At 34.3% G+C, this 23,407-nt stretch carries 17 protein-coding genes and 2 tRNA genes; 8 read left to right on the forward strand and 11 right to left on the reverse strand.

The genetic code is table 11. The features are described 5' to 3' along the window. Nucleotides 1-267 precede the first annotated feature (267 nt). Nucleotides 268-624, forward strand: a complete 357-nt coding sequence (locus tag CDH50_RS13135) for a hypothetical protein (RefSeq protein ID WP_157804990.1) — start codon at nt 268-270, stop codon at nt 622-624. A 155-nt stretch (nt 625-779) separates the two neighbouring features. On the opposite strand, the gene CDH50_RS13140 is transcribed toward CDH50_RS13135, so the two are convergent. The 6 genes from CDH50_RS13140 to CDH50_RS13170 form a co-directional block, all read right to left on the reverse strand. Further along, nucleotides 780-1,169: a hypothetical protein gene (locus CDH50_RS13140; protein WP_100612753.1), complete on the reverse strand. Its 390-nt coding sequence runs from the start codon at nt 1,167-1,169 to the stop codon at nt 780-782. Then, a complete protein-coding gene (locus tag CDH50_RS13145; protein ID WP_100612754.1) occupies nt 1,169-1,582 on the reverse strand; it encodes a GreA/GreB family elongation factor in 414 nt (137 codons plus the stop codon). Before CDH50_RS13145 ends, CDH50_RS13140 begins: the two co-directional genes overlap by 1 nt. Nucleotides 1,583-1,594: 12 nt before the next feature. Continuing rightward, nucleotides 1,595-2,899, reverse strand: a complete 1,305-nt coding sequence (locus tag CDH50_RS13150; protein WP_100612755.1) for a Glu/Leu/Phe/Val family dehydrogenase — start codon at nt 2,897-2,899, stop codon at nt 1,595-1,597. Nucleotides 2,900-2,928: 29 nt separating this feature from the next. Further along, nucleotides 2,929-3,294 carry a hypothetical protein gene (locus CDH50_RS13155; protein ID WP_100612756.1) on the reverse strand — a complete coding sequence of 122 codons (366 nt, stop codon included), beginning with the start codon at nt 3,292-3,294 and terminating at the stop codon, nt 2,929-2,931. Between the two features lie 505 nt (nt 3,295-3,799). Further along, the gene (locus CDH50_RS13165) at nt 3,800-5,119 is read right to left on the reverse strand and encodes a sigma-54-dependent transcriptional regulator (protein WP_100612901.1); all 1,320 of its coding nucleotides are present in this window, start codon (nt 5,117-5,119) and stop codon (nt 3,800-3,802) included. Continuing rightward, nucleotides 5,119-6,210: a sensor histidine kinase gene (locus tag CDH50_RS13170; RefSeq protein ID WP_100612758.1), complete on the reverse strand. Its 1,092-nt coding sequence runs from the start codon at nt 6,208-6,210 to the stop codon at nt 5,119-5,121. The genes CDH50_RS13165 and CDH50_RS13170 overlap by 1 nt, the downstream gene beginning before the upstream one ends. Nucleotides 6,211-7,093: 883 nt before the next feature. On the opposite strand from CDH50_RS13170, the gene CDH50_RS13175 reads away from it, so the two are divergent. Further along, the gene (locus CDH50_RS13175) at nt 7,094-7,441 is read left to right on the forward strand and encodes a nuclear transport factor 2 family protein (RefSeq protein ID WP_100612759.1); all 348 of its coding nucleotides are present in this window, start codon (nt 7,094-7,096) and stop codon (nt 7,439-7,441) included. Between the two features lie 126 nt (nt 7,442-7,567). On the opposite strand, the gene CDH50_RS13180 is transcribed toward CDH50_RS13175, so the two are convergent. The 3 genes from CDH50_RS13180 to CDH50_RS13190 form a co-directional block, all read right to left on the reverse strand. Further along, nucleotides 7,568-9,262, reverse strand: coding sequence for a RagB/SusD family nutrient uptake outer membrane protein (locus CDH50_RS13180; protein WP_100612760.1), 1,695 nt, complete (start codon nt 9,260-9,262; stop codon nt 7,568-7,570). A 14-nt stretch (nt 9,263-9,276) separates the two neighbouring features. Continuing rightward, nucleotides 9,277-12,657: a TonB-dependent receptor gene (locus CDH50_RS13185; RefSeq protein ID WP_100612761.1), complete on the reverse strand. Its 3,381-nt coding sequence runs from the start codon at nt 12,655-12,657 to the stop codon at nt 9,277-9,279. 111 nt (nt 12,658-12,768) lie between these two features. Then, a complete protein-coding gene (locus CDH50_RS13190; RefSeq protein ID WP_100612762.1) occupies nt 12,769-13,953 on the reverse strand; it encodes a FecR family protein in 1,185 nt (394 codons plus the stop codon). 291 nt (nt 13,954-14,244) lie between these two features. Here CDH50_RS13190 and CDH50_RS13195 point away from each other — a divergent pair, with 291 nt between their 5' ends. From CDH50_RS13195 to trxB, 3 genes are all read left to right on the forward strand, one after another. After that, nucleotides 14,245-14,805 carry an RNA polymerase sigma factor gene (locus CDH50_RS13195; protein ID WP_157804991.1) on the forward strand — a complete coding sequence of 187 codons (561 nt, stop codon included), beginning with the start codon at nt 14,245-14,247 and terminating at the stop codon, nt 14,803-14,805. Nucleotides 14,806-14,867: 62 nt separating this feature from the next. Next, a complete protein-coding gene (locus CDH50_RS13200) occupies nt 14,868-15,749 on the forward strand; it encodes an AraC family transcriptional regulator (protein WP_100612764.1) in 882 nt (293 codons plus the stop codon). Nucleotides 15,750-16,038: 289 nt separating this feature from the next. Further along, complete coding sequence (trxB, locus tag CDH50_RS13205) at nt 16,039-17,019, forward strand: thioredoxin-disulfide reductase (RefSeq protein ID WP_100612765.1); 981 nt, start codon at nt 16,039-16,041, stop codon at nt 17,017-17,019. 87 nt (nt 17,020-17,106) lie between these two features. Here trxB and CDH50_RS13210 read toward each other — a convergent pair whose 3' ends face one another. Together CDH50_RS13210 and CDH50_RS13215 are read right to left on the reverse strand one after the other, a co-directional pair. After that, nucleotides 17,107-19,542, reverse strand: coding sequence for a TonB-dependent receptor (locus CDH50_RS13210; protein ID WP_100612766.1), 2,436 nt, complete (start codon nt 19,540-19,542; stop codon nt 17,107-17,109). Next, nucleotides 19,530-20,666 (reverse strand): DUF4249 domain-containing protein, encoded by a 1,137-nt coding sequence (locus tag CDH50_RS13215; protein ID WP_100612767.1) that lies wholly within the window; start codon nt 20,664-20,666, stop codon nt 19,530-19,532. Before CDH50_RS13215 ends, CDH50_RS13210 begins: the two co-directional genes overlap by 13 nt. A gap of 318 nt (nt 20,667-20,984) precedes the next feature. On the opposite strand from CDH50_RS13215, the gene CDH50_RS13225 reads away from it, so the two are divergent. From CDH50_RS13225 to CDH50_RS13235, 3 genes are all read left to right on the forward strand, one after another. Next, nucleotides 20,985-21,058 (forward strand) — tRNA-Pro (locus CDH50_RS13225). A 232-nt stretch (nt 21,059-21,290) separates the two neighbouring features. Beyond that, nucleotides 21,291-22,577 (forward strand): site-specific integrase, encoded by a 1,287-nt coding sequence (locus tag CDH50_RS13230; RefSeq protein WP_100612769.1) that lies wholly within the window; start codon nt 21,291-21,293, stop codon nt 22,575-22,577. A 249-nt stretch (nt 22,578-22,826) separates the two neighbouring features. After that, nucleotides 22,827-22,910 (forward strand) — tRNA-Leu (locus tag CDH50_RS13235). The last annotated feature ends 497 nt before the right edge of the window (nt 22,911-23,407 follow it).

Genomic DNA, 23,407 nt, shown 5'->3' on the forward strand with positions numbered 1-23,407 from the left:
ATCGAGAACTTGGGTTGTGTTGCTTCTCGATACAATTTTCTCATGCTTCGAAAATCACTCGAAGTGACATGAGGGTTGTTAATTATATGTGAGTTAGTTTGTCAGTTCGATTGCGTAGCGTATCGAGAACTTGGGTTGTGTTGCTTTTGGATACAATTTTCCAAAGCTCAGTGAAGTCTCCAAAATTGGTAGCCATTATTAATGATATAAAGTTACAAGCTTTGTATAGCAAGTTCTTTCAGCCTTTTATTTTAACTTTACAAAAAAATGAGTAAAATAATAATGAAACATATCATTGCATTATTGGTTATAGCCTTGCTATTAAGTTGCGGTCATAAAAAAGAAAAAGCAGTACCATTAAAAACGGAAAGCAACACCGAAAACAAGGTTGAATTAAAAACCGTTTCTGGTGAGGTTACGGACATAAAATTTGGGAAAGATGGTTATACGGCAAAAATAATAACCGCTAACAATAGCATTTATTTTGTAACCATTAGCCGTTCGAATTTAAATAATCCTGAACAATATAAATCTATTCAGATAGGGGAACAACTTAGCATATCAGGCGATTTTTGGATTATGGAAGGCGATAACCAAATGACTGTTAGGGAGATTTTGGAATAAAAAAAACCGCAGATAAATTTCATCCACGGCTTTTAAAACACACTAACATAATAAAATAAACGCTCACATCTGGGTTATACAGAAGATTTGGAATTCCTATTTACAAGATACCATTAAGACTATAAAACAGTTGTTGGCATTCTTGGTGCCTATAATTATAATTTTTGAAACGCCTTATCATATAAGGTGTTTTTAAGTTTTTGGTATTTTTCAAGATGGTACTGAAAACTTTTCCGAAGTTGTTCATACTCTCTTAAATAGGCCATGTCACATTGTATGTCTTCACATTCCGTTACTTTGGTGTAAGTGTTGGCATATGATAAAACGGTCTTTAAAAGTTGTTTATTCGCTTCTTTACGTTTAGAAAATAGGCTTAACGTATTTTTAGGAATCTCATTGCCATCAATGGATTGGGCATATAAGTTTAAGAGCTTATCTACTTCACTATCTATGTATTGAAGCTGATTTGCCCAGCCTTTTAGTTCTATAAAATTGTATTTGTGCAATACCTCTACATCGGAGTCGTGATTTTCAATTTTTTCCATTAGTAGTAAGTTAAATTTTTTTCTTGTGCCTGTTGGCTAACTTCAATCACCTTTAGTGCTATATCTCCACTCGGGAATTCCCAATGGACAATATCATTTACCGAATACCCAAACAAGGCGGCTCCCATGGGCGTAAGGATGGAAACCTTGTTGTTTTTTATATCTTTCTCTGAAGGTTGTACAATCTGAATGGTTTTTTCCCAATTGTCTGATGCCACTGTAACAATGCTATTTAAGCGTACCACATCATCAGGCATCTCTTCTTCGTCTAGAATGTGCGCCGTTTTTAACTCTTCTGTGAATTTTCGCAATGATTTTTGAATTTCATGATCTCCTACATATCCAGAAATGTTAAGAATGCGTTTAATATACACATACTCCTTTTTTTCTAACATTAGACTTCCGTATTTCATTTTTATCTTTATTTATGGGAAAATCCCGCGTTGTACATAAGCTTTTTCAATTCTTGTGATGGCAATGCAATAGGCCGCTGTGCGCATATCGATGCCTTCATTTTTGGCATATTCATAAACTTTATCAAAGGAATTTTTTAATTTCTTTTCCAGTTTATCCATAACTTCATCTATAGGCCACATGTCGCCACTTCGGTTTTGTAGCCACTCAAAATAGCTAGCAATAACACCTCCTGAATTACATAAAATATCAGGTATGATGGTGATCCCTTTGGCTAAAAGAATTTTTTCACCTTCTACATCTGTAGGCCCGTTGGCACCTTCAGCTACTAATCTTGCCTTGATGTTTGGCGCACTTTCTTTAGTTATCTGATTCCCCAGAGCTGCTGGAATACAAATATCACAGTCCACACCAAAGAAATCATGCTTGTCTATAATGGATGCTTCTGGAAAACCTGCAATGTTTCCTTTGTTGGATGTGCTATAATTATATAGCTTTTCAACCTGAATGCCTTCAGGGTTATAGAGGCTTCCAAAAACATCTTGAACCGCTACTAGTTTAGCGCCTTCTTGTTCTAAAAAGTAAGCCGCCCAATATCCAACATTACCGAAACCTTGTACAATAAAGCGTTTTCCTTGAAGAGTTTCATTTTTGCTGTTTAACCAGAATTTAATATTCAAATACACACCAAATCCTGTGGCTCTATCACGGCCTTCCAATCCACCACTTTCTATAGGTTTACCTGTGACCACATGTTGGTTTGCCGAACGTTCGGCCGGTGGTCTGGTACTCATATAGGTATCAGCAATCCAAGCCATGGTTTGGCTGTTCGTGTTAAGATCGGGAGCTGGGATATCGTGCTCTGGCCCTATATTATCTGCCAAGGCAAACGTGAACCTCCTGGTGATACGTTCCAATTCACCTTGCGAGTATTTTGAAGGATCTAACTGGATACCGCCTTTACCGCCACCATAAGGTAATCCGGCAAGCGACGTTTTCCACGTCATCCACATAGCAAGGGCTCTTGCGGCATCAATATCAACTGTTGGATGGTAACGTAAACCGCCTTTGTATGGTCCCAGTGCATTATTATGTTGCACACGATACCCTCTAAATATCTCAACGTCCCCATTATCCATTTTCACTGGAAAATGTATGACAAGCTCATTGTTAGTGATGCTTAAAATCTTACGGATGTTTGGGTTTAAATGAATGTGATTGGCTGCACGGTTAAATTGCTCCATCACATTATCCATCATCCCTCTTTTTAATATGTTTTTAGTTTTAGAATTTAATTCTTCTGTCATTATTTCCATGATGTTGTTCTTATAAATTTTAATTAATGTTACAGCAACTTAATTTCATTTACAGCCAAAGCTTTCTCCAAACTAATACTTATTGTAGGTGTGGTATTAAAAAACTTTTTACCATCTTTCCTTTTTACAGTTATTCTGGTATGGCCATCTTTTATTGCTTTTACTTCGGTTACGACAACTTCTTTACCCAAAGCTGCCTTATAATTGGCAACACCATTTCGGGTAATTACAAAATTGGCCCTTGGAAGTTTGATGTATTTATACTTTGTATTTGAAGGATTTCCTATTTCTATAACATCTCCTTTTGTTACACTTACAGTATTATTTGGTTGATTCTGTGAATGCATACTTAACGATACTAAGGCTATTAGCGCTGCCATTACATAATTTCTCATAATTGATTTTTTAAATTAAACTTAAATGTTATTATTACTTTTATTTAGTCAGAAAACATGTGTTGTTTTCCAGTCTTCTGTACATACAATTAGTTAACAATGAGTTAAAATCAAGGTTAACTTTTCTATTAATGATTTATCTGTTGTTGATAATCTAGGTTTTGACTTGTACCTATTTTAGTGGATGACTTAGGTTTTACTATCAATTCATCATATTCACTGCATGACCATACCAAGTTTTTTTGATCTGTAAGGACACAAGTTGCTACGTGCATACAGGAGGGACATATATTAAATTGTTTCGCCTTCATAGGTATATATTGTTTTTTAACCATTAGGACAATATATATGCCAGTGCGTGCCACAAATAGTGCTGAACACATTGAACGCCTTTAAACACAAGGGATTTAAAGTTTTTATGGTTTAAAAGAGAAAGTAAAGGAGTGGTACATAATTACCCAGTCGAGGTAATATGTTCCGATGATATGTCTTTAATAAGTTTAGGTTATTCTGAAAGCTTTTGACGGATTGTTTTTCTATCAATACCAAGAATTTCAGCAGCTTTGGTTTTGTTGTTATTGGTACTATTTAATACCTTTTGAATGTACTGTTTCTCCATGTCCTTTAGCGACATGAGTTTTTCACTTGAAAAATCAATAGTATACTTAAAGTAGTGGGGTAGATGTTCTACGTCTATTATTTTATCACACATAATGACGGCACGTTGAATCACGTTTTCCAATTCCCTTATGTTTCCGGGCCAATCGTAACGTTGCAGTATATTTAATGCTTCCGGACTTATTTTTACAAAGCGGTCTTTATATTCTACGCCATATTTAAATAGAAACTTATCTACCAACAACGGAATATCTTCTTTACGTTCCCTTAAAGGCGCTACATGGATTTCAACAACCGTAAGCCGGTAATACAAATCCTCCCTAAACGTTTGTTTTTTTATTAGGTCTCTTAAGTTGCTGTTGGTTGCTGCAATAATGCGCACATCTACTTTCTCGGTTTTTTGGGAACCCACTTTTACAACTTCTTTTTCCTGTAAAACACGTAATAATCTTGATTGAACTGCTAACGATGCATTGCCAATTTCATCCAAGAAAATGGTGCCTCCATGGGCGGCCTGAAAATAGCCATCCCTATTGGAGTCCGCTCCTGTAAATGCCCCTTTAACATAGCCAAAGAGTTCAGCTTCCAACAGGTTTTCGGGAATGCCCCCACAATTCACCGAAATAAACGGAGCTCTGGCATATTTACCTTGATAATGGATGGCACGCGCCACTAATTCTTTACCGGTACCACTTTCCCCATGTATAAAAACAGTCGCTTTATTGTCCTTGACCCGTTCAATGATTTGAATGACTTTATCAATTTTTTCGGATGAGCCTATAATGTCACCATATGCTTTTTTGTCTTCTGGCTTAAGGACGGTTTTAGAATGCCTCTCACTTTTAGATAGGCTGTTATCCATAGCAGACTTTAGCTCTTCTTTTGTAAAAGGTTTTGTAAGATAGTCCACTTTAGATTTTATGGCCGCTAACGAATCTTGTATGGAAGGGTATCCCGTAACCACAAGTTTAGGAAGCTGTGGGTAATGTTCGGACACAAATTTAATGAGTTCAAAACCATCAATCTCAGGCATTTTTAAATCCGTAATAAGTAAATCAATGGACGTATCCCTTAAAATAGCGACAGCTTCTTTTACCGAAACGGCTTTATAAGTATGATAATTCCATGATTGCAAATGACGATGTAATAACTCCAAAATATGGATATCATCATCTACAACCAATATGTTTTCTTTTCGGAACTGCATCATAGTAACTTTGGTAATGTGACTGTAAAGGTAGCCCCTTTAAGTGAATTATTCTCTGCCAAAATAGTGCCCTTATGGCTCATAACGATTCCATGAACAACACTTAAGCCTAGGCCTGAACCTTCACCAACAGGCTTTGTACTATAAAAAGGTTGAAATACTTTTTCTAAAGCCTCATCACTTAACCCTGTTCCTTCATCAGAAATTTTAATAATCACATCCTTTTTGTTTTGTGAGGCGGATATGGTTACCAATCCGTTTTTTGGTGAAAAATAGATAGCATTAATTAATAAATTAAAAATTATTTGGGTCAATTGAACTGAATCAGCTCGCAACATGATGACGTCGTCATCAATCGTGACAATGTATTTTACATCGTTTTTCCGAAACGTTAATTCCAATAAATTTATCGCATTTTTTATAATGGGTACAATGTTTAAACGTTTCATTTCCTGTGGCATTTCACAAGCAAAAAACATTAATTTTTTAACAACTTCTCGCGAAAAAATGGCGCTATTGATGATTTTGTCTAAATCAGCCACAGACGCTTCATCTGCTTCTAATTTTGACTTTAACAATTCTGAAAAGCCTAAAATATTAGCAAGAGGGGTATTAAGTTCGTGTGCTATACCGGCGGTTAGTTCCCCCAAAATAGCCAATCTATCGGCTTTCTCCATTTGACGTTTTAAGGCTATTTCATTATTCCTGATTTCAATACGTTCTAATAGATCACCGATTTTTAACGCCACATTATTAATTAAAAGTTGTTCTTCTTTTAAAAAAATATATTGGTTATTAGCTTCTTCTGCATAGGTTACAAAAATGCGTCCACTTTTTTTATTAAAAACCAAAATATCACTATGCATGGAAACTGCTTCCCTTTTGTCTAAAACCTGGCTGATGGGATGTTGCGTGTCAATGATAACTTCTATTTGTTCAGGAAACTGAAAGGCCTCCTTTAAGCACGAAGCGATGGCCTTTAATGTATTGTCAACACTTTCCGCATGGGCCATGGAAATAATGGATGATACTTTATAAAGACAGGTTAATTCTTTAATGCGCTCTTTTAATGCCGTTTCGGTTGAGTTCATGATGCCATAATTGAATAAGTCTTGGTACTGTAGTTGCTAACTTCAGGTTTTATGAAAATAATCAAAAAAAATGGGATGGTGTTTAAACTTTTATAGACTTTTTTTATTGATTGATACATAGTGCTTTCAATACTCCTGCAATTTATATGGTTTTGATGAATAGGTGTTTGTGTTAACTATCTGGAATTTAAGAATATATTAACGCTCTATGGGATATATTTTTTTATGTTTGCAACATAATCTTCTAGGTTTGCTATGGTATTTAGAAATTTTAAAAATAGTAGTGTTTTTCTAAAAAGCAGTCAGGCTTTTGGCTATTGTTTTACAAGTCAAAGATTCTTTCAAAACCATAAATTGAAAATCATCTTCCTGACTTTTTAAGCACGGCGAGGGTGCTTAGTACAGTCCGATAACCTTAATACATATTTTTTACGATACCAATTGTGGGAACAGTTGTTAGATACCTCGTGGTTTAAGGTTTGGTCTGCCATATAACAAAGTCATGTTTAACATTAAATTTTAAAAGTAATGGCAAGAGGCAAAACTTTAAAAGCTCCTAAAGTTGATTTAAAGACGAAGAAACAGGAGAAAATTAAAATGAAGCTGGAAGCTCAGCAAACTAGAAAACGCAAATAGACCTATTGGCAAACCAAAATAAGATTCAAATATAATAATGTTAACCCTGAAGTTTAAGTGTGTTAGCTTCAGGGTTTTTTATTGCATTCAATGTATATTTAAAGCTGTAAATAATATACTTTTAAAAACCATTTGGTTTAAGATAATATGATTTATATTTTTTAATTATCTTAGTTTTTGAGCCGTGAAACTAAATAGACGGATTCTTGTGCTAATCACGAAGAATATTCATTAAACATGTAAGGCAATGACAAAAGCAGAGATAGCAAAAGCCTTTTCAAACGGCACCTTTGATAAAACATACGACCATATTGCTGAAGATGCTATTTGGGAAGTTGTGGAAGAAAACATGTTTGTTGGAAAGAAAGCCATCGTTGAAAATTGTAATCTGGTAGCTGCTTATTTTAAATCCGTAACAACCAACTTTAAAACATTGCATGTTATTTCGGAAGAAAATAAGGTGGTTATTACTGGTACGGCAGAGTTTATAAGGGAAGGAAAACGTGTGTCGTTTGTGTCTGCTTGTGATGTACATGAGTTTAACGACCAAAATAAAATTGAAAGAATAACGTCTTATTGTATTCAAAGTCAATGATGCACACAATGACCTTACAATGGTAATAATTCAAAAAGCCTTCATTATGGAATAAAAAAAATGTGCCATTTCAATTAAGGAAATGACACACTTTTATTAACTAAATTTACTAACTCAAATTTTTGATTATTCCCAACCTGGTGTTTGGGTTAAACTACCACCATTTCTAAGAATTTCATTTGTTTCAATAGGTAACAAATACATTTCAGGTAAAAATGTTCTTTGTAACAATAAAACGGGTGTATAGGTTTTAACATTGCCATCTTTAAAGATATCCATGCCATAGATAGGTCTGTTTTCTATATCTTCTGCTATTTTCCATCTTTTAACATCCCATAGTCTATGTTCTTCAAATGCCAATTCAATTCTACGTTCATTATAAATTTTCTGTCTTAGATCATTACCAGTAACTGTTGCAGGTATATTGGGCATACCAACTCTATTTCTGGTTTTAGAGGCATATTCCCTAGCTGTCGCTTCGTCACCAAGTTGAAATTTAGCCTCTGCATAGTTAAGATAAATTTCACCTAAACGGAATATTATCCAAGGGTTGGTATAATTTGTTTGCCAACTAATAGGGGTATTATCATCTGGCATAAACTTTCTCATGATATAGTTTGATCGTGGATTGTCACTACTTTGTTTATAGTTATCATATCCGTAAGTGCTACCATCTGGTGATACCCACATTTCGAAAGTGTCTCCATGGTATTGGCTTTCGTCATGTATTATGGAAGCGTCTAAACGGGGATCTCTATTAGCATAAGGATTTTGAGGATCATATCCTGAAGCAGGGTTTATGGTTTTTGTATAAGAAGCACCAGAACCTGAATAGAAAAACGGAGGCTCTCCATTAGTCATTTCATAATCATCTACTAAGTTTTGAGATGGACCATTACTAGACCACCATCCACCATAAGCACCATATCTGCGTCCTAAATTGTGCATAGGCGCTTGGTGAAAGTTAGTCGTTGAAAACTGTCTAGAAAAAATGATCTCGTTATTAGCTGAGCCACTTGGTTGATTAAACAAAGTAGTGTAGTCTGGATGTAAAGTATAACCAGTTAACAAGTCTTCGGCAGCATCCGCTGCTTTTTGCCATTTTGCAAGATCATTGCTAGGGTTGAATAAAGGAGATGCAGCATATAAAAGCATACGGGATTTTAATGCTTTAGCAGCATCTGCGGTAGCTCTACCAAAATTACTGTCAGTAGATGCGTATTTAGTAGTTAAATCTGGAATAGCTTCGTTTAGCTCGTCTTCAATAAAGGCTACACACTCATCAAAAGTATTTCTTGTAAAGCTATACTCATCACCTAAATTATAGGTTTGTGTAATGATGGGGACACCACCAAACCTCTTGATAAATTCAAAATAAATATAGGCCCTTAAAAATTTTGCTTCAGCAACTAATTGTGCTTTATTACTAAATGTTAGAGTACTTTCATCCATTTTCTCTACAAAAAGATTGATTTTTCTAAGATAACTAAAACCAGTATTCCAATAATAAATGTTACCACCTCCTGTCCAATGATTGTTGGCTACACTACCAATATTATCAGGATTGATGTTACCTCTAGAATAATTCCCTATATCCCATGAAATACTATTAAATGCCTCATCGGTAGCTTTCGATTGCATGTGTATTTTGTACCCATGCTGTATGGAATTATACAATTCAGTATGGTATGCAGCTGTAAGTTTTGCATCATTCCATACTGCAGCTTCGCTAATTTGATCAATTGGCGCCAGGTCGAGAATGTCATCGCTACATGAATAACATGCGCAAATCACTGTGATTAATAAAATTAATTTTTTCATTTTCTTTCTTTTTTTTAAAATTTAACATTAACCCCTACGTTTATAGTTCTTAGTTGTGGATAAACCAAGGCACTTGTACCTTCAGGGTCAGACCATTTATTTTCTTTAGCCCAAGTAAGTAGGTTAAAGGCACTGGTGTAGAAACGTACGCTATTTACGCCCACAGAAGTCGATATTTTTTCTGGTAATGTCCAACCAAGTTCTAAACTTTTTAGCCTAACAAATGTGGCATCGTATAAAAAGAATGTATTGGTTCCTGGTGAGAAACCATCCGCTCTAGGCATGGTACCATTTGGATTGTCTGGAGTCCAACGATTAGCTGCTCTTGCAACAAAACCATTAGTAAAATCCGCATTCCCTAAGTTAGCAAAAGAACCATCATAATTGTAAACATTTGTTTGTCCTTGGAAGAAAAGATTTAAATCTAAATTACGCCATTCAAAATTCATGCTCATACCAAACACAATTTCTGGAGTGGCTGTTTTATCAAATCTGTATTGATCATCTTGGTTAATAACACCATCTCCATTATAATCAACAATTTTAATATCACCAAGTTGTGAACCATTTTGGTGAGGATATGAATCCAATTCTTCTTGTGTATTAAAAATGCCGTCTGCCTGATAAATTAAATTGGCTCCTACAGGATTACCAGTGACGCTTCTCCATGGGGCATTAGGGTTTGGAGTTTCATCTAAAAAGACTACATTACTTCTTACATATCCCATATTTGCAGAAACATTATATGTTAAATCTTTAATAGTGTTTCTATGACTTAATACAATTTCAAAACCTTTATTATCAACTTTTCCAATATTTTCAGGTGGTAATCCAGGAAACCCTAAAATGCTTGGTATGGAAAGATTTCTAGCTGTTAAAATTTCACTCCTTTTTTCCATGAAATAAGTAAAATCAAACCCTAACAATCCATTCCAAAGAGAGCCGGATAAGCCAACGTCTGTTTTCCTACTTACTTCCCAAGTTACATTAGGATTAGGTAACACATTGGATGTTACGCCAGGAGCATCACTGCTACCAAATACATAATTACCTCCTAGAGAAAACAATTGTAAATATTGATATTGCCCGATTCGGTCGTTACCAACTTCTCCATAAGTTGCTCTCACTTTTAAGTTGCTAACAAAAGGAAGTGCCTCTTGAATAAATTTCTCTTGAGATAAAACCCATCCACCTTCTATAGCTGGGAAGAAACCATAGCGTTTACCTTGAGGGAAATTTTGAGACCCTTCATAACGGAATGAGAACGCTAATAAGTATTTAGATTGAAAGTCATAATTAAAACGACCAAAATAGTTATTTCTAGCTGTAGCCGTAGCATTACCACTATTATTTTTGTCATCAGGATCTGTACTTCCCGCATTAATTTGGTTAATGGCAGGACTTACAAAATTTCTACGGTATGCCTCGGCAAAACTAGAGGTATTTTGTTGTGTTTCTTGACCAACCATAGCCGCTACATGATGATCTCCAAAAGTATTATCATACGAAATCCTGTAGTTGAACAATTTAGTTGTATATCTGGTATATCTATCCCAAAGTTCTACGGTTGAAGCACCTGTACCTTGTTTTAAATCGTATTCTTGTGTATTTACATTATACTCATGATACGTATATGGTAAATTAAATCTTTTTTGGAATACATGGCTTAAATCATAGTTGTATGATGCATCAACTCTTAAACCTTTTACAAATGGTACTTTGTATGTAGCAGTAAATGTAGAATATATAGGCTCATCATAAGTTCTATCATAACCTCTATTTTCCAATAACATTGGGTTTTCACCAAATCTACCTGGTGCAATCAATCCGTTTGGATATCGAGAAACCAACAACGGGCTAGCTTGTAATAAATTTACAAAGTTAGTATTATTGGGAACGATTGAATATTCTTTTTTGGTTAAAATAGCACTTATATTGGCACCAATACTAAGATTTTCATTAATATCAACATCAATCTTAGCCCTCATATTAAATTGTTTAAAATCAGTAGGCATGTATTTGAAATCCCCATCTTGCGTAATGGCTCCAAAAGACAGTAAATATCTAGCCGCTTCCGTTCCACCAGTGACTTGCATGTTAAGACGTTGTTGAAGTGAAAAATCTTTTAATACATCTCCCATCCAATCGGTGTTTGGAAATAAAACAGGGTCTGAACCATCGCTGTATTTCTGGATAGCATCAGCAGAATAAAAAGGAGTGTAGTTGCTAGTAGGTCTGCCAGCTCTGTAAAAGTGGCCTTCATTGTAAACTTGAGCATAGGTTGGAGCATCAAGCATATCGGGAACTTTTGTCGGGCGGCTAAAAGCACTGTTGTAAGTCACGGTAAATTCTGGTTTTCCTATTTTACCTTTTTTAGTGGTTACTAAAATAACACCATTTCCACCACGCGCCCCATAAATAGCGGCTGAAGCATCTTTTAAAACGGAAATACTTTCTATATCCTCTGGGTTAAGCCTACCTATTAAACTACGTTCTACACCATCTATAATGATAAGAGGTGAATTGTTACCTGTTGTTCCATTACCACGAATTAAAATGTTGGCATCATCTCTACCAGGCTCACCAGAGCGTTGTACTGCCACTAAACCAGGTAATCGACCTTGAAGTGTTGCTGTAACGTTTGGATTTGGTGATTTTGTTAGTTCTTCACCTTGTACATCAACAACAGATCCTGTAAGGGTTATTTTTTTCTGAGTACCATAGCCCACTACAATGGTTTCTTCAAGACTAACGGCATCACCTGCCAATACGACATTGATAGTAGTTCTGCCGCCAATATCTACTGTTTGGGTTGTGTAGCCTAAATAGCTTATTATTAATTGGCCATTGCTAGGTGCAGAAATTGTATAATTTCCATCAAAATCGGTAGTTGTTCCTGTTGATGTTCCAGCAACAATGATGGTGGCACCAAGTAATGGTTCGCCAAGTTCATCTTTTACTGTTCCAGAAACTTGAAATTGAGGAGTTTCAGTTTTTATAATTGGTTGAGGAATTTTTTCTATAGGCAATTCTTCAGAATAAGAAATAACTATTTGTTTTTCAACTACTTCATATTTAGTGTTTGTGTTAGCAAATAGCAAATCCAAAATGGTATTAATAGGTTGATTTTTTACTTTAATAGTTGTTAGCTTAGTAATGTCTAGTTTTTGCGGATTGTATAGAAATCGGAATTCAGTGGTGCTTTCTATTTCATCAATAACACTAGCAAGGGTTACACCTTTCATGTCTAGGGAAATTTTAGTGTTTTGACCATACGTGCTGCTAGCTTGTACTTGAAGCATGGTTATGATTAGAAACAGAAAAAAAAGATTGATTTTTAATTTAAAATTAGGAATAGACCAATAGTCAATTCCATTAGGATTGAGTTTTTTCATAATTAGTTAAATTTGTTTTAGTTTAGTTCGATTCAATTATTTTAATACTCAAAAATTGTGGTTTTTTCAGAGTATTATTTTTGGCTTAAGTTTTTATATCATAGGCAATTATTATTTAGTTATTGTTATAGTAGTTCCTTTAATGGTGTAATTAAATGGCATATAAGTTTGAAATGTTTTCAAAATCTGACTAAGGCTTTCAGTTTCAAATGTGCCAGTTAAAAATTCTTTATTTAGGGCTGTATATGTGTTATTGATGGAAACGTTGAAGTGGCGTTCCAGTTTTTTAAGAATTAAATCAAACCTATCCTCAACGAAAAATAGTTTGCCTTCTGTCCAAGCAGTATACTTTAAAATATTAACTTGTTCTACATTAATATTGTTTTCTTGAAAATGGGCACGTTGCCCCGGTTTGATACGTATGGTTTTATTAGGGTTATAATTTTCTGAAGCATTGTAAACATCAATAGCACCAGAAACCAAAACAGATGATGTGTTGTCCTCGTTTTTATAACTTGACACGTTGAATTTAGTTCCCAGAACACGCGTGTTCATTTTTTCGGTAATTACCGTAAATGGGTGTGCCGCATCTTTTTTCACTTCAAAAAAAGCTTCTCCATCCAGATAGACATCTCTGTTGAATTTATCCAAGAATTTGACGGGGTATCGTAATGAAGAGCCAGCATTTAGAAATACATGTGTGCCGTCAGACAGTACTATTTGGAATTTTTTTCCATAAGGAATGGTTAATTTATTATAAACAAGTTTTTCTTCCTCGTGATGGCCTTCGTTAGAATATAATAGAAGATTTTGCTTTTGGGCCCCAACTTTTTTACCTTTTGAATTAGTAATTGTTTCTGAGTTAATTTCGTTAAGGGTTTTAATACTGCCATCTTCTAATTCTAAAGTTATGAGATGATCCGTATTTATTACAGGTGTTTCACTTTGCTTTGTTGCTATATAATAACCTCCATAAGATATTGAAAGGGAGATTAATACGATGGCAACAAGTTTAAACCAATTAATGTTGAAACTCTTTGCAGGCTGGTTTTCGGGCCGACCCAAAACGGTTTTTATTTTATGATAAGCTTGTATTGAACTTGGTTCTTGCAAAGCAGCATAAGTGTCTCTAAGGTCCCGTAAATAAGCCTCAAATGCTTTTTTGTTTTTTTTATCTTTTAAAAAAAATTGTAAATCTTCCTCCTCTTCAGGTGTTAGGGAATCACTTAAAAATTTATCGTAAAGATTGTACATATACGTTTTAAAAAAATGATGGTTGTTTGTGTGTTTACGCATAGGGTTTTAAAATCCCGTAATTTTTTTAATATTTTTTTTTTGATAACAAGTACTAGGCTGTTGGATTTACTGATACAAAAAGTGGGTTTTTAAGTGTTATTTATTATGATTTATTTTTTTAGGGCAAAAAAAGTATCATTAGAGGTCAAATATTAGGAAGAAACACCTTTTGATAATTTGTACTATTGTGAATGTCTTCTTCTTGATTTATGACGATTAAGCAAATATTGTACAGACGTGAAGGTAAAATGTGGTGAAAATAAACGATTTCAATTTTCAATGGATTCGTCAATGGAAAACGAAAAATTAGTTACGGCTTTAAAGCAGGGTGATGAATTGGCCTTTGAGTTTTTATTTAATCGCTACTATAAATCTTTAGTCGCATTTATTACAACTTACACAAGGAACACAGAGCTGTCTGAAGACATCGTACAGCAAAGTTTTATTTTATTATGGAATAAGAAAGAGGATTTGCAACTTAAAGGATCTCCCAAAAATTATTTGTATACTATAGCATACAATCAATTTGTGGATCAGTATAGGAAATCTAAGCGTAATAATGATTTTTTAGAAGAATTTAGGCTTGAGTTTTTACGAAATTCAATTGACGAAAATGAAGAGCTTATGGAAAAGCGGATTGAAAAGCTAAAAACAATAATTGAAAAGTTGCCGCCTAAGTGTAAAAGGATACTTATTATGAGTAGGCAACAGGGACTTAAATATAAAGAAATTGCATACAAGTTGAATATTTCCCCTAGGACAGTTGAAGAACAAGTTCGCATTGCATTCAAAAAAATAAGAAAAGCATTTGAAGAAGATAACCTATTTTTGTTCTTTATGTTCAAAAAATAGAAGTATTTTTCGCGTATTGCAAAGCGCTGTTTTTTTAGTGTTAATTTTAAGTAAAAACCTTTATGAAACTTCATTTTTTAGATAGAAGTTGTTTAGATAATACGTCTTTTAGTACTCAGGTTAATAAAATGCCATATTTTTTAAAAATATGGCATTATCACCCAGAGCTAGAACTTGCTCTTAATTTAGAAAGTGAGGGGACCCGTTTTATAGGTGATAGTATAGAAAAATTCGAACCTGGTGATCTCATTTTAATTGGAGAAAACTTGCCACACATGTGGTTAAATGATGAAAAATATTTTAAAAAGGACTCCAACCTTTTAGCGAGAAATATAGGGGTTCACTTCAAAAAAAACTATTTAGGAAACACCTTTTTTTCAACCCCAGAAATGTCACATCTTTTGGAGCTTTTTAACAGAGCCCAATATGGGATTAAATTTTTGGGTGTAGACCAAGAATTAATTGATGAGATTCAAGAAATGGCCAGATTGGAAGGGTTTAATAAATCTATAAAGTTTTTAATAATTCTAGATAAATTGGCAAGGCATAAAGAGTATAAGTTTTTGGCCAGCCAAGGGTATGTCAATTCATTTAAGATAAATGAAAATGAGGCTCTAGATAAAGTATATGCTTATATATTTAAAAATTTCAATAAGGCAATTACTTTGCAAAATGTCGCTGAAATAGCCCATATGAATGCCTCTGCCTTTAGCCGGTTTTTCAAACGGGTAAACAATAAAACATTTTCTCAATATGTTGCAGAAATAAGAATTGGCTATGCCTGCAAACTATTGATAGAAAACAAATATAACATTACCGAGATTTGCTATGAATCTGGGTTTAACAATATTTCTAATTTCAACCGAAAATTTAAGTTAATTAAAAATTGTACCCCGTCAGTATATACCAAGCAGCATAATAAAGTAGAGAGTGCATTTTCTTGAAAATTATAAGTGTATGGGAATAGTGGATTAATGGGCTTCTTAATGCACATGAACATCCATTTGTTTTAGAGCTACCTGATTAGCCTTATATTTTCCAATAACTCGAAGCTTGTAGTTAATAATCTAGATTTAGCAGTGTTTTTTTAAACAACTTTATTTTAAACAAAATGCCTACAGGTTTTTGTTTACAATAGATATAAAATATGGCACTATAGCCAAGTGTTAATAAATTACTCGTAAGGTTTAAAACAAAAAAACTACTTTTACACTATTAAAAGAATTATTGATTATGGCAGAACATATTGAAAAAGTAAAATGCTTGATTATTGGGTCTGGACCTGCAGGTTATACAGCAGCTATTTATGCAGCAAGAGCAAATATGGCTCCGGTTTTATACCAAGGTACACAACCAGGTGGGCAATTGACCACTACAAATGAAGTAGAGAATTTCCCAGGATATCCAACAGGAATTACGGGGCCAGAAATGATGATGGAATTACAAAAACAAGCAGAGCGTTTTGAAACCGATGTGCGACATGGCTGGATAACCAAAGTTGATTTTTCAGGAGATATCCATAAAGTTTGGGTGAACGATGAAAAAGAAATACATAGTGAAACAATTATCATTGCAACAGGTGCATCAGCAAAATATTTGGGATTGGAATCAGAACAAAAATATTTAAAATTAGGCGGCGGTGTGTCGGCTTGTGCTGTTTGTGATGGTTTCTTTTATAGAAATCAAGAAGTGGTTATTGTTGGAGCAGGGGATTCAGCTTGTGAGGAAGCGCATTATCTATCCAAGCTTTGTAAAAAGGTAACGATGATCGTAAGACGTGATGAATTTAGGGCCTCTAAAATCATGGCAGACCGCGTTAAAAAAACGCCTAACATTGAGATTTTGTTTAATACTGAAACCGATGAGGTTTTGGGTGACGGACAGGTAGTCACAGGTGTTAGGGTATTTAATAATATAACCAATGAAAAACATGAGATTCCAGCAACTGGATTTTTTGTTGCCATAGGACATAAACCTAATACCGATATTTTTAAAGACTATTTAGAATTGGACGAAACGGGTTATATCATTAATGTTCCAGGGACATCAAAAACCAATGTTGAAGGTGTATTTGTGTCTGGAGATGCAGCAGACCATGTTTATAGACAAGCGGTTACTGCAGCAGGCACGGGCTGTATGGCGGCCTTGGATGCTGAACGTTATTTAGCGGCAAAAGATTCCACTTTTGAGGTGTCTACATCGACTTATAATTAAAAAGCATATTTTTTATATGTAAAAGCCGAACTATGTTTTCGGCTTTTATTTTTATAATTATTCTTTTCTTTACCTAATAATAAAGCTTTAATCAAATACAAAATTATAGGTCAGGGCAAATAGTGGACTGTTCATAATCGTTAGTTCATAAGAACCTAAAGGGCTTCCAAGAAAAATATTGGAATTTGCATCCCCATTTCTTTGCGTATAATAAATGTTATATGAATTTTTTCTAGCGTAAAGATTATAAATGGTAAATGTCCAATCGCCTACCCAACGTCTATTTAATTTTTTACTATACTTTACTTTCCATGAAAAATCAAGTCGGTGATAAGGTTTCATGCGTGCATTATTGCGCTCCAAGAATATAGGTATGTCAATGCCTTCTAAATCAAAATAACCATTGGCGACAGAGTAAGGACGACCAGTTTGTGCCGTAAAGTTGAAGCTCCAAGTATTATATTTATCACTTTCAAGATTTACGGTACCATTAAAAACGTGAGGCCTATCAAAATCAGAAGGATACCATTGGTTATCATTAATTCTATCACTTAATTTTGAGCTATTTGTTTTTAGAAGACTTCGAGACCAGGTATAGTTAAGCCAGCCATTAACTTTTCCATTGGGTTTTTTCAAGCTAAACTCAATACCATAGGCCTTACCTTGGGCTTGTACAACATCACGCTCTAAAAATTCTTCTAAAAAGAAATCGGCACCTGGTTTGTAATTCAAATTGTTTTGAATGTTTCTATAATAACCTTCAACACCAAGCTCCAAATTGTTATCGTCTAAATTTTGATAAACACCAAGACTGTAGGTATCACTTTTTTGGGGTTCTATATTGGGGTCTGTGGTTTTCCATCGAGATGTTGGCAATGGCGTGGTAGAGTTGTAAATATTTTGTAAATACTGGTTTAAACGAGCGTAGCTAGCTTTAACAGAAATGTTTTCGCCTAGTTTAAAATTAGCCCCCAATCGAGGTTCTATGGCACTATACGATTTAATCTTTTCACCTTTACCAAATTCGGTGATGTCTATGATTTCTTCTGTATTTTCATCAAAAGTAGCTTTTGTATATGGGCCAACAAATGAAAAATTAGTGAATCGCAATCCACCAGACAATGTTATATAATCAGTGGGGCTCCAATTGATATTGGAGTAAGCAGATAATTCATAACTTGTTTCATCGTCTAGGTTTACGGGTAGAATGCTGTTTCCATTGCCAGGATCCAGTTTGCCGGGTTTTATTTTGTATCTGTTGCCTTGAATGCCTACATAATAATTTAATTTATCATCTACTTTTTTAGAATATTCAGAAAAGAGACTTAGAAAGTTAATTTGCGATTCATACTCAATAACATTGTTATTATCCCTTTCGGGGAATAATGTTTTTGGCGTATATCTACTATGTAATAATACGGTTCTTAAATTAGAATTGTCAGTAAAAGAGTGTGTCCAGTTAAGTGTATTGTTGAAGGTTTTAAAATCATATTGATTGCTTTCGGCATTAATATTCTCTATTTGGGAAATCAAATCAAGCTGGTAAAAATCCTTACTGAAAAAATTAGTAAATGAAATTTGGTCCTTATCCGTTGGTAAGTAAAGTAACTTTATGGTATGATCATAAAATCGAGCTTTGGTGTTTTCTAGTCGTTCCGAAACAATAGGCAATAAAAAGTCGGTAAATCCAGCTCTTGTCCCAGCATATAATAAAAGCTTGTCCTTAATTAAGGGTGCTTCCACAGATAATCTGCTTGAAACAAGTCCTATACCACCACTTAGCTTTAACTTATCAACATAAGGGTTTTTTACCTTAACATCTAATACGGAAGTGATCCTTCCTCCATAACGTGCTGGGATATTGGCACGATACAAATCTGTTGAAGCAATGGCTTCGGGCGTAAATACAGAGAATAAACCAAATAAGTGGGTTGGATTAAATACAGGGGCATAATCGTATAATAGAAGGTTTTGGTCCAACGAGCCACCTCGAACGGATAAGCCGTTGCTCACTTCTCCAGCATTATTAACTCCAGGTAATAGGGTCATGCTTCTCAATAAATCTACTTCGCCCACGGCTGCGGGCATTTTATTGAGTTCTAGTGCTGTCATTTGTACAGCTCCCATTTGTGGGGTTTCCAAACGCTCGCTAACACGTTTGGCCTTTAACACAACTTCAGATAGTTGCTGTTCTTCCTCGGCCAGTGTTAAACGCAATCTTTTGTCTTGGTCTAGAGTGATTTCTCTTTCAACTGTTTTAAAACCGATGAAAGACACTTTTATAAAATAAGTATCTTTTGGCAGATTAATTGAAAATTCTCCATTGGCATCGGTAACACCTCCACATGCACAAGGTGTTATAATGATTTGGGCATTTTCAAAAGGTCTATTGTCGGTTTCATTTAATATTTGAAAAGAGAGTGTATTTTCTTGGGCTGAAAGCAACTGAGTTGTACCAAGGATAATTATTAATACAAACCAGCTTCGGATTTGATTAATCTGTTTTGGTATTATTCTATCCATCCTTCTGGTTCTGTTGAGGTTCTATATCTGCTTTCTTCACAAGGAGCCACTAACTGTATAGGCAATGGGATGCCAGGATCGCCTTCTTTTTCTTGTATTGCAAGTCTTTGACCGCCTACTGGTGTATCTACTATCATGGTACGATCTATCATAACGGTTTTTGTGGTGGCCGAGGATGCTGTAAATCGTCCTAAAACATATTCGTTTGGATCTTCTGGATTATACATGTTACCTATAAGCGCAGCAGGCAAAGGGGCATTAAAACCACTATTGTTATCAATTAAATCTTTAATGGTTTTGTAATAATTATAAGCCTTTGGAGTCAGTGAAAATTGTTGTATTTCTACTAGAATTTTTGTTTTTCTAGTTAATAGAACATTGGCTATAGGTAAAGAAGTCGTTGTGGTTCCATTTGAAAATTTATCTGAAAAAATCTGGATTTTACTCCCATAATCTATTTGCCAACAATCAGAATTACACCAATAGGTATAATAACTTGAGTATCCTGGTATAAATGGGTCAAATGCGATGCAACCATTTCTAAAATACCCTTTATCACAAACTTTACAAAATTGAGCTTTATCATAGGTTTTAAAGCGCCAGTAATAATAATTGGTTTCGTTTTCAGGATCATCAAAGGTTATTAATACCTCATGTCCGGGAACGTATTTATTATAATCTTCAACAAACTCTAATTGCTTATCGTATTTTACGTTCAGCTCTTTTATAGGAACCGAAGGATTTATGGTTTCAATTTCTGAAAGATATTGGCTTCCATTGGGTAAATTCACTTCTAAAAACCAATTTTCTCCTAATTCTCCCTTGAAATTAGGAGGTGGAATGTATTGTGCATTATCTTCAACCAAAGGTGTTTTTTCTTCAGTATTAGCGTTTACAAAATATACGTTAGCGCCACTGACAAAAAGATTTCTATAATATTGAGCTACATCTGATTCTGTAATTGTTACATAAGAAGAGCCCTCGGTAGTTCCAACAAAACCTTCGATATAAATTAATCCTTCAATAAATTGATACTCTGGACTAACTGGATTTGTACAGGTTAATAATGAAAAAGGGATAAAAAATAAGGCTATTTTTTGAAATAGGTTTGGTTTAGTTGGCATATAAAGAATAAATCAATTTTTCAAATATAGGAAAATAGAAATGAGATACTGTACGTAATATCTGTTAAAAAATTGATTTGCTTGTTTAATTTTTTTTTGAAAGAGTTTAAAAGTTAAAAATATGCGCTAATAAGAATAGAAATACTTTTTTTATTACAGTTAAGTTTTAATTTTTTAATAAAATGTGTTTTCTTTGAACCCAATTTTAAAATGGGATGTGGTCTTTCGACAAGCTCGGGATAAACTGTATCTAGAATAGTTGGGGCTTCCAAAAACCATGGTTGGCTATGTAATGTAGTTGCCATTTAAAATAAATTTCGGGATGTGGCGCAGTCCGGTAGCGTACACGGCTGGGGGCCGTGTGGTCGCAGGTTCAAATCCTGTCATCCCGACGATTAGGGTATCAAAGGATATCAAAAGAATGGTAATTAAATGAAATTCAGTATTTTAATTTTTTTTTTGAATTCATTTTTATCCATTTGAGTACAAATTTGAAGGTGTCCTATTAGGTGTCCTATTTTTAAGAAATAATTTTTTAAATTTGTATTAGAAGTATTATCTTAATTTCATCTTTACAGCGATTTGGCTTTCGTTTAACTGATTTATTCATTAAAAACGAAAGTAATGACATTTTTAAAAACCTTCAATGTCCATTTTTGGCTAAAGAAGACGGTCTTAAAAAAAGACGGAACATTCCCTATTTATGCGAGGATCACCATAGATGGCAAACGCGCCGATCTAAGTACTCAACAAACCACATTAGAACATAGCTGGTGCACAACTGCCCGTCGTATCAAACCTAAATTTTCAGGAGCCAAGGATATCAATGATGTCCTTGAAAATATCCATTCCAGAATAGTTTTATGCCATAAGCAACTATCTGACAGCGGCGTTGTTGTTTCGGCCCAAGCAGTTAAATTAAGATATTTGGGAAAGGACAAACCTGTTGCTACAATTGATGACCTCATATATTATCATAAGGAGAATGATTTAATCTATTTATCTCCTGGAACGGCCAAAAACTATCCCTCTACAGAAAAATACCTTCATAGGTTTATTTTAAAAGAGTTTAAATCATCAGATTATTATCTAAAGAACATCAATTATTCCTTTGTGGCCAGATTTGAAAGTTACCTGAGAAACTGTACCCCTTTAAGAAAGTCGCAGCCCCTAGGAAATAATGGTATAATGAAACACATGGAACGCTTTCAAAAACTGACGACCTTGGCTTTGAAACATGGCTGGATAAAGGAAAACCCTTTTTCCTTATATCAGTTGAAGTTTGAGGAATTTGATAGTGCATTTTTGGACCAAATAGAAATTGATAGGGTTAAATTGCTCAATTCGAGCAATAGTTCATTAGAAGATACCAAAAACATTTTCATCTTTTCTTGTTACACAGGTTTATGTTACATAGAGGTTAAGAATCTTAATACCAAAAGTATAGTTACAGGAATAGATGGTGAAAAATGGATAATGGTCAAGCGCCAAAAAACAAAAACCCCCGTAAAAGTGCCACTGCTGGATGAGGCAAAAAGAATACTGGAGATTTATAGGGATCATCCCTGTGAGCAGAATGCCCATCAGTTTTTACCCGTGCTTAGCAGTCAAAAGGTTAATAAGCATTTAAAGAAAATCGCGGGGTTATGTGGTATTGATAAAAAACTGTCGTTCCATGTTGCCCGTCATACTTTCGCTACCACAATTACTCTTTTAAACAATGTACCGCTGGTAACGGTTTCAAATCTTTTAAGCCATAAAAAAATTTCCACGACTCAGAAGTATGCTCGGGTTATTGAAACAAAGATTAGCAGAGATATGTTGAAGCTTAAGAAGACCTTAAAGGTAATTAATCTAAAAAGTGAAAAACGTAAAAAGTCAGATAGTATTGGGCATTTGAGAATTGTTTAGCAAATTAATAAAATTCTATTAGATATCCCAACCTGAAAAAAGCAGAAGAATAGGTTAATAAACCTTTCTTGATAAAGCTCTTGAAATTATCAGAACTTACAGTAAAGAGGTAGGAAATAGAATCTGTTTATTATATTCTAAACCAATCAACAGTTGGACGTCTATTTAAAAGAAATGAGTACTTTAATAGGAATAAAGAAGATCATATACCTAGGACTTAGCCAAGCAAAAGGCCAAAAAAAATTTAAAACGCCGGTGTGGTGGAATTGTTAGACAAGCCAGACTTAGGATCTGGTGCCACGAGGTGTGGGAGTTCGAGTCTCCCCGCCCGTATAAAAAAGCCGAAGAATTTCTTCGGCTTTTTTATTTCAAAAACGGACATCTTTTTTACTCGGGTACAAAATAGGTTCAACATTTTACGATTTTCCTATCCATAATTTAGTTTGCAATTATTTGATATTTTTTAATCGTAATTTATATTATGGATACTGAAAAAAATAGTTTCACACTGTTCTTTATACCTTTCCTTAGATCCATTTGTTTAAACTAGGGCACAAACAACTTGATTAAAATTTGTTATATCTTCTTCTTCTTCTTCTTCTGTTTTTGAACTGTTTTAAAAAGTTGTCGATTAAGAAATCTTCTTTCTACTTAAGTGAATAAAATTTAAAATTATAAAAAACATCGAGAGCTTCAACCCTTGATATTTTAAACTTTAAACATAAAGTAAGATACTACAGTTTAGTTTTATGTTGATAAAATTATTTTTTTGTTTAAGTACATTCCAAATACAGTATTAAAGAGAGAAGTAGTTTCTTTTCCAAATGTTT

Source organism: Confluentibacter lentus, from assembly GCF_002806995.1.
GTDB lineage: Bacteria > Bacteroidota > Bacteroidia > Flavobacteriales > Flavobacteriaceae > Confluentibacter > Confluentibacter lentus.

What these genes read in the sequence shown, in the direction of transcription:
- CDH50_RS13170 (WP_100612758.1), bottom strand. Translation starts at nt 6,210, where the DNA reads ATGAACTCAACCGAAACGGCATTAAAAGAGCGCATTAAAGAATTAACC.
- CDH50_RS13155 (WP_100612756.1), bottom strand. Translation starts at nt 3,294, where the DNA reads ATGAGAAATTATGTAATGGCAGCGCTAATAGCCTTAGTATCGTTAAGT.
- CDH50_RS13135 (WP_157804990.1), top strand. Translation starts at nt 268, where the DNA reads ATGAGTAAAATAATAATGAAACATATCATTGCATTATTGGTTATAGCC.
- CDH50_RS13165 (WP_100612901.1), bottom strand. Translation starts at nt 5,119, where the DNA reads ATGCAGTTCCGAAAAGAAAACATATTGGTTGTAGATGATGATATCCAT.
- CDH50_RS13215 (WP_100612767.1), bottom strand. Translation starts at nt 20,666, where the DNA reads ATGCCAACTAAACCAAACCTATTTCAAAAAATAGCCTTATTTTTTATC.
- CDH50_RS13180 (WP_100612760.1), bottom strand. Translation starts at nt 9,262, where the DNA reads ATGAAAAAATTAATTTTATTAATCACAGTGATTTGCGCATGTTATTCA.
- CDH50_RS13195 (WP_157804991.1), top strand. Translation starts at nt 14,245, where the DNA reads ATGGAAAACGAAAAATTAGTTACGGCTTTAAAGCAGGGTGATGAATTG.
- CDH50_RS13230 (WP_100612769.1), top strand. Translation starts at nt 21,291, where the DNA reads ATGACATTTTTAAAAACCTTCAATGTCCATTTTTGGCTAAAGAAGACG.
- CDH50_RS13185 (WP_100612761.1), bottom strand. Translation starts at nt 12,657, where the DNA reads ATGAAAAAACTCAATCCTAATGGAATTGACTATTGGTCTATTCCTAAT.
- CDH50_RS13145 (WP_100612754.1), bottom strand. Translation starts at nt 1,582, where the DNA reads ATGAAATACGGAAGTCTAATGTTAGAAAAAAAGGAGTATGTGTATATT.
- CDH50_RS13210 (WP_100612766.1), bottom strand. Translation starts at nt 19,542, where the DNA reads ATGGATAGAATAATACCAAAACAGATTAATCAAATCCGAAGCTGGTTT.
- CDH50_RS13175 (WP_100612759.1), top strand. Translation starts at nt 7,094, where the DNA reads ATGACAAAAGCAGAGATAGCAAAAGCCTTTTCAAACGGCACCTTTGAT.
- CDH50_RS13150 (WP_100612755.1), bottom strand. Translation starts at nt 2,899, where the DNA reads ATGGAAATAATGACAGAAGAATTAAATTCTAAAACTAAAAACATATTA.
- CDH50_RS13190 (WP_100612762.1), bottom strand. Translation starts at nt 13,953, where the DNA reads ATGCGTAAACACACAAACAACCATCATTTTTTTAAAACGTATATGTAC.
- trxB (WP_100612765.1), top strand. Translation starts at nt 16,039, where the DNA reads ATGGCAGAACATATTGAAAAAGTAAAATGCTTGATTATTGGGTCTGGA.
- CDH50_RS13200 (WP_100612764.1), top strand. Translation starts at nt 14,868, where the DNA reads ATGAAACTTCATTTTTTAGATAGAAGTTGTTTAGATAATACGTCTTTT.
- CDH50_RS13140 (WP_100612753.1), bottom strand. Translation starts at nt 1,169, where the DNA reads ATGGAAAAAATTGAAAATCACGACTCCGATGTAGAGGTATTGCACAAA.